This window comes from Robbsia sp. KACC 23696 (assembly GCF_039852015.1).
In the GTDB taxonomy this organism is placed as follows: domain Bacteria; phylum Pseudomonadota; class Gammaproteobacteria; order Burkholderiales; family Burkholderiaceae; genus Robbsia.
On record NZ_CP156627.1, the window covers coordinates 1,230,246 to 1,242,804 of the forward strand.

Consider the following 12,559-nt stretch of genomic DNA (forward strand, 5'->3'; position numbering starts at 1 on the left):
CATCTCATATTGATGCCATCATAGGGAACGCAAAATGGCCCGTCGATAGGCGAACGGGACAGATAAAGAAAAAATCCTGCCATGTTGAAAGCTTTGTCGATGCAACGCGTCTGGTTCGTGATTCCGCCGCGCGTTCATATCCTCGATCTCGCCGGTCCGCTACAGGTATTGAACGGCGTCAACGAATTCGGCATCGCGCCATTGGTGCTGCGCGCGGTCGGGCCCGAAATCCAGCCGGACAGTTTTCAAGGCGTGCGGCTCACCGATGTCCAACCGCTGCCGTTGCGCATGACTCCGGGCGATGTCGTGATGGTGCTCGGCTGCAAGCTGAACGAGGGTGCCTTGCCCACCGTGCAGCAGCGGCAGGTGGTCGATTGGTTGCGCGATGTGGTCGCGCCCGCGCGGGCGCAGGTGACGATTGCGAGCGTCTGTACCGGGGCGGTGCTGCTCGCGGAGGCGGGGCTGCTGGATGGTCGCGACTGCACGACGCATCATGCGTATCTGGATCGAATGCGCCAACGTTATCCCGCCGCGCGGGTGCTCTCGAAAAGAATGCTGGTCGACGATGGGGACCTGGTCAGTTCGGCGGGCGTTTCGGCGGGGATCGATCTCGCCTTGCATCTGGTGGCGCGCGCATTCGGATCGGCCGCGGCGATACGCATTGCCCGCGACAACCTCGTGCCTTTCCGTCGCCTGGAACACGATCCCGCCTTGGCGGCGCCATTGCGCCATCGCGAGCACGATATCGCCGTCGTGCATGCGATCCAGGATCACCTCAGTGCGAACCCGGCCTTCGCCGAACCGTACGATGCGCTCGCGGGGCGCTTCGGCCTCAGCTATCGGCATACGGCGCGCTTGTTTCAGCAGGCGGCCGGGGTCACGCTGAAGTTGTATCACCAGCAATTGCGGATCGGGCAGGCCGAGCTGTTATTACGAGACAGCGACCTGGCGGTGGCACAGATCGCCGAGCGCTGCGGTTTCGGCACGCCCCAGGCGTTTCGCGCCGCGTGGCGGCAGCAACACGCGCTTGCGCCGATGGTCTGGCGCGCTCACACGGCCGGTACGCGTTCCTGCGTGCCGGCCCAGTCCGGAAGTGCGATCTTATAAACGCGCCACGGATGCTGCACCAGGTCTTTGCCGTGCGGGCCGCGGTTGGCGGCGACACGATGGCTTTGTGGGACGGGTATATACAGTTCGCGTTGACGCGAGATGAATAGCGCATCGGGCCCCCAGAGTCGCGTGTCCTCCACGAGCACGGCCAGTCGCTTCGCGGCCGGATCGTAGACGGTGATACGGGGGCGATCCATCTCGGCAAAATAAAGCAGGCCGGTGCTGTCGATCGCCGTCCCGGTGAGTGGCGGGGTGTCATAGACCATCTCGACCATCGCGCCGAGCGCGGCTTCGGACAGATTCGGGTCGCGCAGCGCAGCGGTAGGCACCCTGTACAGCGGGCCCGTCAGAGGCTGGTAATACAGCCAGTTGCCGTCCGGGCTAATCTCGATGGGATCCGAATTCGTTACTGCCGCCTTGCCGTCGGGTTGCTGCAGCAGATAGCCGTCTTCGGCATAAGGCGGTCGGCTCGCCTGCATTTTCGTCGATGGGTGATCCGCGAGCCGACGCAATACACGGCCGCTGCGAAGGTTCACGACGACGATCGCACCGGCACCGGAGTCGGTGAAATAGGCGTTCTCGGAATCAAGGCGGATGTCGTTGAGGAGCGCGCCCGGTGGTAGCGTTGTCATATCGAACGTGAGTCGGCGCAGCAGTGCACCGGTACGCGTATCGAATTGCAGGATCTTGAATGCGTCGCGATCGACCATCTTTCCCTGGAACGGCGTGCCCTGATCGACGACCCACAATGTATCGTCGTCGAAGATATGAATCGTGTTGACGCAGACAAAGGCATCCTTCGTGGGTTTGCCGGACGACCAAGTATTCCACGCCCCGCCGGGGAAGGGCTGAATCGTCCCGTCAGGAAGCAACTTACCGACGGATGGGGTCGTTTCGCTTCCTTGCCATCGCGGCAGACCCATGAAAGTCTGGCCCTTGCTGGTCAACGCTACCGCGTTGCACAACCACGGCGAACTTGCGACCAGGGTCAATGCGCCGCCGCGCGTCTGCCCGTAATCGACCGTGGTCGTTACCGGTGTCGTGGCTTGCGTTGCCGCGCTGGCCATTCGTGACAAGCCCGTGGCGCCCATTGCCAGCATACCGGCGCTCTGAATCGTGGTGCTTAAAAAGTGTCTCCGTGATGCCATGATGCGTCCTCCTTGTGGACAGTATCTGAACCGCTTGGCACCCGATCGTTCGCCTTCCGCGCGGGTTCATCGCCGCTGCCTTCGTGGCGCATGAAACCGCTCGCAATGACGGCGCTGTTGTCGCGCCTGCCCGCCGGTCGTCTCATCGGTTGCTGATATTTTTGTGAAAGTCCCGTCGTCCTTCTTCGCTGCATTCAAAAATGAGAGCGCTCTCATTTTTGAATGCAAAGCGCGCCGGATAATGTTTCAGCGCAGGGCGGAGCGCTGATGTGCCTTGCGACTGACGACGGTCCACGATCGCAACATGCCGTAACCAGAGTAATTTGGAAAAGATAGCGTGTCAAATGACCTCCGCCGACACGCAGTCCGCAGGCCGAGGCGGTCAATACTTCGTCTGTCCGGGGCGTGTCCGGTATCTGCTCTGGCTGAATTACTTCATCGGCGCGGCATTATATTCCCGGCGCGGTGGCGCTATATGATCCGTAGGCGTCGGCATTGTCTCGCGCTGCGTGCAGCGTCGACGGCGTGCGAGCCGGGTGCGCGCAACGCCGCCACCTGACGCGTCGATCAGGCTTTTCGAATGGGCAGACGGAGCGAACGATAATGGACAATGACCTCAGCCTTTCTGCGCTGAACGCCGCCGAACCCGCAGCGTTCGTGGGCCTGCTGAGCGGGCTCTACGAACATACCGACTGGGTCGCCGCGCGCGTGGCCGCGCGACGTCCCTTCGCCAGCACCGCGGCCTTGTTGCAGGCGCTCTGGCGTTGCGTGGCCGACGCCGGCGACGCGGAGCAACGTGCCCTGATCGATGCACATCCCGAACTCGGGATGTTCGCGACGCTCGACGTCGCCGCGCAAACGCCGCTCACTGCCGCGTCGGCCTATGAACAGCAATTGGCCGGCTTGCGCGACAGTCTGCCCGAGGCGTTGCGCGCAGCGTTGCAGGACGCCAATCGCGCTTACCGCGCGCGTTTCGGTTTCCCCTTTGTTCTGGCCGTTCGCGGCTCCGATGGCGCAGGCATGCCGCCCGAAGCCATTCTCGCGGCGTTGCAGCGCCGCTTGCGCAATACCGTGGCCGACGAGCAAGCCGAAGCGCTGCGACAGATCAATCGGATCGCCGAGCTGCGCTTGAACAAGCGCCTGGGGTACGTCCCGACGCATGGCTTGAACGTGCTACGGTGGTGCGAACAACTGGCCCATCACAGCGAAGAAGCCGACGCGCTGACCTGTACCTATCTGACGCCGACACATCGCGCCAGTGCGCGCGAGATCCTTGCCTGGATGCATGCGGCCGGACTTCAGGCGCATATCGATGCCTTCGGGAATGTCATCGGACGCTATGTTTCCGACGTCCCCGGCGCGCGAACCTTGCTGACCGGCTCGCATTACGACACCGTGAGGAACGGTGGCAAATACGATGGCCGCATCGGTATACTGCTGCCGGTCTCCTTGATCGCGACACTGCATGCGCGCAAGCGACGGTTGCCATTCCACCTCGATATCGTGGCATTCGCCGAAGAAGAGGGGGTACGGTTCAGGACCGCGTTTCTCGGCAGCAGCGTCTTGACCGGCAATGTGCCGGACGAATTATTGACGCGGGAGGACGAGGCGGGCGTGCGTCTCGCTTCGTTGCTGGCGCAGTCCGCCGATGACGGCGAGGGCGGTATGGACCAGCCGTCGGGTGATGTCGATGCGGCATGGTTGCAGCGGGTTAGGGAAAACGCCTTGCGCCCGGCGTCCCTGATCGCTTTTCTCGAAATGCATATCGAACAGGGGCCGGTCCTCTTCACCGAGCAGATCCCCTTGGGCGTGGTCACGGCGATTTCCGGCAGCAAACGGTATCTGGTACGCCTTACCGGGCTCGCCGGTCATGCGGGCGCGATGCCGATGGCCTTGCGACGCGACGCCGCCGCGGCAGCAGCGGAAATTACCTTGTTCGTCGAGTCCCGATGCAGCGATGTCCCCACCTTGGTCGGGACGGTCGGGCGACTCGAGGTCGCGAACGGCTCGGTGAATGTCGTGCCAGGGCACTGTTTGCTGTCGATCGATATCCGTGCGGGCGACGACGCAACGCGCGATGCCGCTGTCGGCGACGTCATGGCGCGCATCGATACGATCTGCACGCGTCGCGCCATCACGGTGGAGATCGAGCCGGTTCTGGCCTCCGACACCGTACCCTGCGCGCCCGCGCTGCAAGCGCGATTCGCGGCAGCCTTGCGAGATTTGGGGCTGCCGGAGCGGCGTTTGCCCTCCGGCGCCGGACACGACGCCGTCGAAATGCATCGCATCACCGATGTCGGCATGCTGTTCATTCGGTGCGGCAACGGCGGCATCAGCCATAATCCTTTGGAAACGGTGACCGCCGATGATTTGGATTGGGCGGCCCGTGCCTTCGAGCACGTGATCGACGGTCTGGCTTCGGACGAATGGTTGCGGCTCGGCATCACGCCCGATGCGTAATGCGTAATGCGCGAAAGTGTCCGCCACCCTTTACTTTATAAAAACCGAGGTGTTTCGATACATGGCGACACCTCGGCTGGATAACACATGACACAGCATTCGAGTCTCTCGGCGTCTGATGACGGCGCGACCCGCGCGGCCATCTATCGCGCGTCCTTGCTGTATTTCATCGGCGACCCCGCCTTGGATCCCGCGGCCTTGCAGTGGCACGAGGACGGGGCGCTCCATGTCCGCGACGGACGTATCGTCGATGTCGGCAGCGCATCCGAGGTCTTGGCACGCGTCACGTCGGATGGCGACGGTGGCGTTTCCGCGGTTGCAGCCGCCCCGGCGATACACGACTGGCGGGGGCGCATCGTCATGCCGGGCTTTATCGACACCCATCTGCACTTTCCGCAGACGGAGATGATCGGCTCACCGGCGCCGGGGCTGCTGCCCTGGCTCGAGCACTATACATTTCCCACCGAACGGGCCTTCGAAGACAGCGCGCATGCGCAGACGATCGCCGATGTGTTCATCGATGAGCTGCTTCGCAACGGCACCACTACCGCGATGGTGTATTGCAGCGTCCATCCGCAATCGGTCGATGCCTTGTTCGAGGTCTGTGCGGCGCGCGACCTGCGCATGATCGCCGGCAAGGTGATGATGGATCGGCATTGTCCGCCCTGGCTTTCCGATACGGCGGAACGCGGCGCACAGGAGAGCGAAGCGCTGATTGCACGCTGGCACAATAAACAGCGGCTGGCGTATGCGATCACGCCGCGCTTTGCGCCCACCTCGACATCGGCGCAGTTGGCGGTGGCGGGCGCCTTGGCGAAGCAGTATCCGGATACGTATATCCAATCGCACGTCGCGGAAAATCGCGACGAAGTGGCCTGGGTCAAGGAACTGTTTCCGACAGCCCGCAGCTATCTGAATGTCTATGATCAGGTCGGCTTGTTGCGTGAACGCGCGATGTACGGCCATTGCATCTACCTGGACGACGACGATCGCGCGCGGATGGCCGAAACGGGCGCGGCGGCGGCCGTTTGCCCGACGTCCAACCTCTTTTTGGGAAGCGGATTATTCGATTTCGAGAAGGCGCAGCGGTCCGGCATGCCGATCACGCTGGCGACCGATGTGGGTGGGGGCACGAGCTTCTCGATGCTGGCCACGATGAACGAGGCCTACAAGGTCGCGCGGATGGGCGGCTATTACCTGGACGCGACGCGGATGTTCTATCTGTCGACGCTCGGTGCGGCCCGCGCCTTGCACTTGGAAGGGCAAGTAGGGAGCCTCGCCGTGGGCAACGAAGCGGATTTCATCGTCGTCGATCGTCATGCGACGCCGCTGTTGTCGCGACGGACCGACCGCTGTACGTCGGTCGATGAAACGCTGTTCGCATTGGCGATGCTCGGCGACGACCGCGCCATTGCCGCGACGTTCTCGCATGGTCGTTGCGTCCATCGCCGCGACTGAGCGCGGCGGTGGCGTCCGCCGGCTAAGTCGGCGGCGCGGTCGTCGCGACGGCGTGCCTTATTTCGGCAGGCTGCCGTCCACGCCCTCTACATACCAGTTAATCCGCTGAAGCGCCGGATCGTCGAGTTTCTGTCCGGCCGCCACCTTGACATTGCCCTGCTGATCCTTGATCGGGCCGGTAAAGACATCCCAGTTTCCGCCTTCCAGTTCCTTGCGCTTGCTGTCGACAGCGCTTTGCGCGGTTTTCGAGATGACCTTGGTATTGATATCGTCGAGCGATACGGCGTGTTGCGCCATGCCCCACCAGATCGGATCCGAGGTCCATTTGCCTTCGAGTACTTGCTGAATCAACGCGGAATAGTAGACGCCCCAGTTGCCCACCACGGAGCCGAGGTGGGCCGTCGGACCGTATTTCTCCATATTCGAGTCCCAGCCGAAGGCGTAGACATGCTTTTCGGCTGCCGTCTGCAGGGTCGCCGAGGAATCCGTGTTTTGGATCAGCACGTCGGCCCCTTGGGCGATCAAGGTTTCCGCGGCTTGTTTTTCCTTGCCCGGATCGAACCAACTGTTGATCCAGACAACCTTCGTGTGGACCTTCGGATTGACCGAGCGGGCACCGAGGGTATAGGCATCGATGTTGCGAACGACTTCGGGGATTGGCACCGAAGCGACGAAGCCGAGCGTGTTCGACTTTGTCGTCTCGCCCGCGATCACGCCGGCCAGATAGGCGCCTTGATACATTCGCACATCATAGGTGCCGAAATTCTTCGCGCGCTTGAAACCGGTGGCATTGACGAAGATGGCATTGGGAAAGGAATGCGCCACCTTCAACTCGAAGTCCTGGTAGCCGAAGCTGCTTCCGATGACGAGCGTGTTGCCACGTGCCGCGAGGTCGCGAAAAACCCGTTCCGCATCGGCCGATTCCGGAATGTTCTCGACGCGCGTGATCTTGATCTTGTCGCCGAATTTCGCCTGTGCGGCCTTGGACCCGGCATCGTGCGCGAAGGTCCAGCCGGCATCGCCCGGGTTGCCCAGATAGACGATAGCCACATTCAGCGGCGTGCTGTCGGCCATCGCGACCGGGGCCCAGCCCAGCGCGGCGGCGCCGACGAGTGTGCCGGCGCAAGCGAGCGCCATGGCATGCATTGTAAAGTGCCGGCGAGACTGGGAAGCGTGGGCGGTGTCGACGGTCGCGTCGCCGTCGGCGGTCCGCAAGGACGCGTGATCGCGAGTCGCGCGGGTGGGTTGCATCGTGTGCTCCTTTTCTGCGTTGAATAAGGCGCGGCCGAGGCCGCACGGTTTCGGAAGGGTGTCGGACTGATGCTCAAGCAATCGGCGAGGACTTGCCCAGTGACGCCGGCGCATTCAGCCGGATCATTGTTTGATTGCGCGACATCAGAACGAGTACGACGATGGTGACGATGTAGGGGAGCATTGCCAGGAATTGCGTCGGGACCGCCAAGCCGCTGCCTTGCGCGAAGAATTGGCCGGCTGTCACGGCGCCGAAGATCAGCGCGCCGGCCAGCAGGCGGAACGGGCGCCATGTCGCGAACACCACGAGCGCAAGGGCGATCCAACCACGCCCGGCCGTCAATTGCTCCTGCCAGACGTGCAGGTAGACGATCGCATAATAGCCGCCGGCGAGGCCCGCCATCGCGCCGCCGAATAGCGCGCTCGCGTAGCGGATGCCCTGCACGGGAAAGCCCATCGCGTGTGCGACTTCCGGCGCTTCGCCAACGGCGCGCAAGGTCAAGCCGGCCTTGGTGCGGTACAGGAACCAGGCGACACCGGGAAAGGCCAGAAAAGCGAGATAGGAAATCGGCGATAAGGAGAAAAAGGCCGGACCCACCACCGGGAGCGTCGAGAGTACCGGGATCGGCCATGCGCCAATCGAATGGCTCAAGATGGCCGATGTATAGGGCTTTCCGATATAGGCGGACAGGCCCGTGCCGAAAATGGTCAAGGCCAAGCCGGTGGCAATCTGATTCGCTCGCAATCCGATGGTCACGAAGGCGAACACCAAGGCCATCGCCATGCCCGCCACTATCGCACCGGCGATGCCGAGCCAGGGATCGCCGGTACTGGTGGCGATCGCATAGCCGCTGACGGCGCCGACGAGCATCATGCCCTCGACCCCCAGATTGATGACGCCCGATTTTTCGACGACCAATTCTCCGAGGCCGGCCAGCATCAAGGGGACGGCGGCGACGACTGTGCTGGACAGCAGCGCCGAGGCTTCTGTTGCATTCATGAGATCAGCTCCCGGCGTGAGTTTGTGCGGTTTGTCGCACGGTGGAAGGGTGCCAGCGCACGCGGTAATGCACAAAGACATCGCAGGCCAGCAGACTGAACAGCAACACGCCTTGGAACACGCCGCTGATCGCCTGTGGCAGTTGCAACGACAATTGCACCGATTCCCCGCCGAGATAGAGCAACGCCATCAGCAAGCTGCCCAGTACGATGCCGAACGGGTTGAGCCGTCCCAAAAAGACGACGATGATCGCCGTGAAGCCATAGCCGGGCGACCAGGTCGCCTGCAGTTGTTGAATGGGGCCGGCGATTTCACCCATTCCGGCCAGACCGGCCAATCCGCCGCTGACAAGGAGCGCCGTCCATGTGGCGCGCTTCGCCGAGAAACCGGCATAGCGGGCCGCCGCCGGTGCCATGCCGCCGACGGACAGCCGAAAGCCGGTCGCCGAATATTTCAGGATGGCCCACACCACGGGAACCGCGACCGCCGTCAGCAGGACCGACGCATTGAGGCGGGTGCCTTGCCAGAAAGCCATATGCCAGTCATTGGCGAACGTCGGATACAACGCATTCGCATCGAACATTTTCGACAGCGGGAAGTTCATTCCTTCTGGATCGCGCCACGGACCGCTCACCAGATAGACCATCCATTGCGGCGCGATATACGTCAGCATCAAGCTGACGAGAATCTCACTGGTATTGAAGCGCGTGCGAAGCCAGGCAGGAATCGCCGCCCATGCCATGCCGCTCAAGACGCCGGCCAGCATCATCGCCGGCAGCAGAATCATCCGCGAGGTGTCGCCGCCGTAGATGGCGACGCCGCTCGCAGCGATGCCGCCCATCAGCATCTGACCTTCTGCACCGATATTCCAGACGTTGGCGCGATAGCAGAACGCCAAACCGAGTCCGATAAGGCAGAGCGGTGACGCTTTCAACAACAGCTCCGACCACCCGTTGCGATTCGCCAGCGGATCGATGAAGAAGGCATGCATCGCCGCGCTCGCGTTGGCGCCCGCGCTGCGAAACAGCAGATAGCCGGCGAGCAGCGTCACGCAGGCCGCCAACAGCGGGGCCGCGATGCGCATGGCGCGGGATGGCGTCGGTCGTGCCTCGAGTCGTGGCAGCCGTGCGTGCCACGTTGTCATGCCGGATGCGGACGACGGCATGGCGGCGCGGTGCGCTTGTCCGGACGGCGGTGCATCGTCTACGTTGGAGGGGGGGTGTTTCGTCGTCAAGGGCGTCATGCCGGTCACATTGCTTGGAAAAGGTCGCGGCATGCGCAGCATCCGCGATTGCGTTCGGGCGAGTACACGGAACATCAATTCGGGCCGCCCGCGGTCATCCATTGGCCGATTTGCTCCGGTGTCGTCTTGCTTGTCTCAAAAGGTTCGGTCAAGCGGCCGTTGGCGAGCACCGCGATGCGATCGGCGAGCGCAAAGATTTCCGACAGCTCTTCCGATATCAACAGGATGGCGGTGCCTTGCGCCGCCATGTCCAGCAGGCGCTGGCGGATCAAGGTGGCGGCGCCGATATCGACGCCCCAGGTCGGTTGTGCGATCAGCAGGACGCGTGGCGCGCGCGACAACTCGCGCGCGACGATGAACTTCTGCAGATTGCCCCCGGATAAACTCTGCGCGAGTGCATCCGGGCCGCTGCAGCGAACGTCGAATTCCTCGATCCATCGCAGTGAATAGGCGCGTGCCATGCCACGGCGAAGCCGGCCGAACCAGCCATCCTCGAGCATTCGCGGCCCGCGGTCGGGGGCGTCGGTCAGCGCGGCATTGTCGATCAACGACATCGCGGGTACCGCGCCCCGTCCCAAGCGTTCCTCGGGCACGTAAGCGAGTCCGAGCGCGCGGCGCGCAGCGACGCCAAGCTGCGTGATCGGCTGGCCGCATAGGGTCAATGTGTCGGGGGCGGCGTCGCGACCGAGCGCCGCTTCGCCGGACAGTGCGGACAACAGTTCGGCTTGGCCATTTCCTGAAATACCGGCGATGCCGAGAATTTCACCGGCATGCAGTGTCAACGAGATGTCCTGCAGCTGTGCGCCGAACGGATCCGCGTTGTGAAGTCGCAGATGGCGCGCCTGCAGCGCGATCGGACGCATCGTGTCGCGATCGATCGCGGACGCCGCTGCAAGGGCCGCGTTGGCACCGGGTGCCGTGCGTCGATAGGCCGGAATATCGTGGCCGACCATCAGCGTTGCTAGGCTTGCCACGCTGTGCTCGGCCGGTCGAACCACACCGGTGACCTTGCCGCCGCGCATCACCGTCGCGCGGTCGCAGAGCGTGCGGATTTCGTCGAGCTTGTGACTGATATAGAGGATGCTGCAACCCTCGGCCGCAAGGCGTCGGAGCACGGAAAACAAGCGTTCCACCGCTTGCGGGGCGAGCACCGAAGTGGGCTCGTCCATGATGAGCAGCCGCGGCGACTGCAACAGACAACGTACGATTTCGACGCGCTGCCTTTCCCCCACCGTCAAGGCGTGGATATGGCGTTGCGGATCGATATCGAGACCGTAGTCCCGGGACACCGTGGCAATGCGACGCGACAGGGCGGCGAGATCGAACGGTGCTTCCAGTGCCAGCGCGATGTTCTGCGCCACGGTCAACGTCTCGAAAAGGGCGAAGTGTTGAAACACCATGCCGATGCCGAGATGCCGCGCGGCGGCGGGGGAAGCGATCGAGACCGGTACACCGTCCCAAAAAATGCCGCCCGCATCGGGCTGCACCGCGCCATAGACCACCTTCATCAGCGTGCTTTTCCCGGCGCCGTTTTCACCCACCACCGCATGAATTTCGCCGGGCAGCACGTGAAGATCCACTGCATCGTTGGCTCGGACCAGCGGGTAGGTTTTCGAGATGCCGCGCAGGGCCAGCCGTGCCGTCACGCCGCACTCGGTGCCGCCGTCCGCCCAATCGGCAGTTGACGCATTATTTTTGTCCATACTCAATACCGTATATGTCTCCGGACAATCATTACGAAACGCTTATGAGGGGTGCCGTGCCGTTTTCTGCCCGGCGAACCGCGCATGCGCGAGCGCCCATCGATTTACGAGACAGAACATGAGTCAGCAACGAGAAGCGATCGACACCTATCTGCTGCGCGTCCTGCACACGCTGCTGAACGAACGCAGCGTCACGCGTACGGCGATCAAGTTGAATCAATCGCAGCCGGCGATCAGCGCGGCCTTGCGTCGTTTGCGTGACATCACCGGCGACCCCTTGCTGGTGCGCGGCAAGGCCGGCATGGTTCCGACCGATCACGGCCTGTGGCTGGTCGAGCCGGTGCGCAATGCCTTGCAGGAGATCGATCGCATCTGTCACCACCAACCGGTGTTCGATCCGACGACGTCCACGCGCTGTTTCCGCGTGGCCTGTCCCGACTACCTGAATACGATGTTCATGCCGATGATCGTCGAGCGCTTTCGGCGCGCGGCGCCGCATGCGGTTCTCGAAATGCATTCCTTGGGGCCGGCCTACGATCATCAGCAGGCGTTGGAGAACGGGCAACTCGACGTGATCATCGGCAACTGGACCGAGCCGCCGGAGCAGATGCATTTGTCCAATCTGATGACCGATGAAATCGTCTGCCTGCTGAGCGCCGCGCACCCCTATGCGAAGACCGGCGCGCTGACTTTGGACCAATACCTGAAGGCGCCGCACGTGGTGCCTACGCCGTACTCCGTGGGCAAGCGCGGTGCGATCGATACCTTCCTCGGGCAGGAGCGCCTGAAGCGCAATGTCGCGGTAACCCTGCCGTATTTCAATCTGGTGCCCTATGCGCTGGTGAACTCGGACCTGATCTTCACGACCACTCGTCTGTTCGCCGATCACTACGCCAAGCAGTTGCCGCTCGTCGTCCTCGCGGCGCCGCTCGCGTTTCCGCCGATGCATTACTATCAGTTGTGGCATGAGCGCGTGCATCATTCGAATGAGGTGCGTTGGTTGCGTGGGTTGATCAATGACGTCGTGCAAACCTTGCGGGAGCATTACGGCGCTGCTGAAACAGGGCATTCGCCGATGGCGTTGAGCACTGCGCAACATTGAGGGCCCAAAAAAACCATGGCAACCCGGCCTCGGGTGATAAACACCTTATGCCCCACGATATAGTTGTCGATATGTTCCATCGTA

General features: G+C 62.8%; 9 protein-coding genes. 4 read left to right on the plus strand and 5 right to left on the minus strand.

Annotation, left to right across the window (positions count from 1 at the left end):
* The first annotated feature begins 81 nt into the window (after nt 1-81).
* The gene (locus ABEG21_RS20010; protein ID WP_347557173.1) at nt 82-1,107 is read left to right on the plus strand and encodes a helix-turn-helix domain-containing protein; all 1,026 of its coding nucleotides are present in this window, start codon (nt 82-84) and stop codon (nt 1,105-1,107) included.
* Here the strand turns inward: ABEG21_RS20010 and ABEG21_RS20015 are convergent.
* Nucleotides 1,050-2,258, minus strand: a complete 1,209-nt coding sequence (locus tag ABEG21_RS20015; protein ID WP_347557174.1) for an L-dopachrome tautomerase-related protein — start codon at nt 2,256-2,258, stop codon at nt 1,050-1,052. The two genes, ABEG21_RS20010 and ABEG21_RS20015, sit on opposite strands and share 58 nt — an antisense overlap.
* A gap of 603 nt (nt 2,259-2,861) precedes the next feature.
* On the opposite strand from ABEG21_RS20015, the gene uraD reads away from it, so the two are divergent.
* Both uraD and guaD read left to right on the plus strand, forming a co-directional pair.
* Nucleotides 2,862-4,718: a 2-oxo-4-hydroxy-4-carboxy-5-ureidoimidazoline decarboxylase gene (gene uraD, locus ABEG21_RS20020; RefSeq protein ID WP_347557175.1), complete on the plus strand. Its 1,857-nt coding sequence runs from the start codon at nt 2,862-2,864 to the stop codon at nt 4,716-4,718.
* 87 nt (nt 4,719-4,805) lie between these two features.
* Nucleotides 4,806-6,176: a guanine deaminase gene (guaD, locus tag ABEG21_RS20025; protein ID WP_347557176.1), complete on the plus strand. Its 1,371-nt coding sequence runs from the start codon at nt 4,806-4,808 to the stop codon at nt 6,174-6,176.
* 57 nt (nt 6,177-6,233) lie between these two features.
* On the opposite strand, the gene ABEG21_RS20030 is transcribed toward guaD, so the two are convergent.
* The 4 genes from ABEG21_RS20030 to ABEG21_RS20045 form a co-directional block, all read right to left on the minus strand.
* Entirely contained in the window at nt 6,234-7,427 is a 1,194-nt protein-coding gene (locus ABEG21_RS20030) for a BMP family ABC transporter substrate-binding protein (protein ID WP_347557177.1), read from the minus strand.
* Between the two features lie 73 nt (nt 7,428-7,500).
* A complete protein-coding gene (locus tag ABEG21_RS20035; RefSeq protein WP_347557178.1) occupies nt 7,501-8,427 on the minus strand; it encodes an ABC transporter permease in 927 nt (308 codons plus the stop codon).
* Nucleotides 8,428-8,431: 4 nt separating this feature from the next.
* Nucleotides 8,432-9,571, minus strand: coding sequence for an ABC transporter permease (locus ABEG21_RS20040; RefSeq protein ID WP_347558094.1), 1,140 nt, complete (start codon nt 9,569-9,571; stop codon nt 8,432-8,434).
* 173 nt (nt 9,572-9,744) lie between these two features.
* Nucleotides 9,745-11,373 carry an ABC transporter ATP-binding protein gene (locus ABEG21_RS20045; RefSeq protein ID WP_347557179.1) on the minus strand — a complete coding sequence of 543 codons (1,629 nt, stop codon included), beginning with the start codon at nt 11,371-11,373 and terminating at the stop codon, nt 9,745-9,747.
* A gap of 118 nt (nt 11,374-11,491) precedes the next feature.
* On the opposite strand from ABEG21_RS20045, the gene ABEG21_RS20050 reads away from it, so the two are divergent.
* Nucleotides 11,492-12,475, plus strand: coding sequence for a LysR substrate-binding domain-containing protein (locus ABEG21_RS20050; protein ID WP_347557180.1), 984 nt, complete (start codon nt 11,492-11,494; stop codon nt 12,473-12,475).
* The last annotated feature ends 84 nt before the right edge of the window (nt 12,476-12,559 follow it).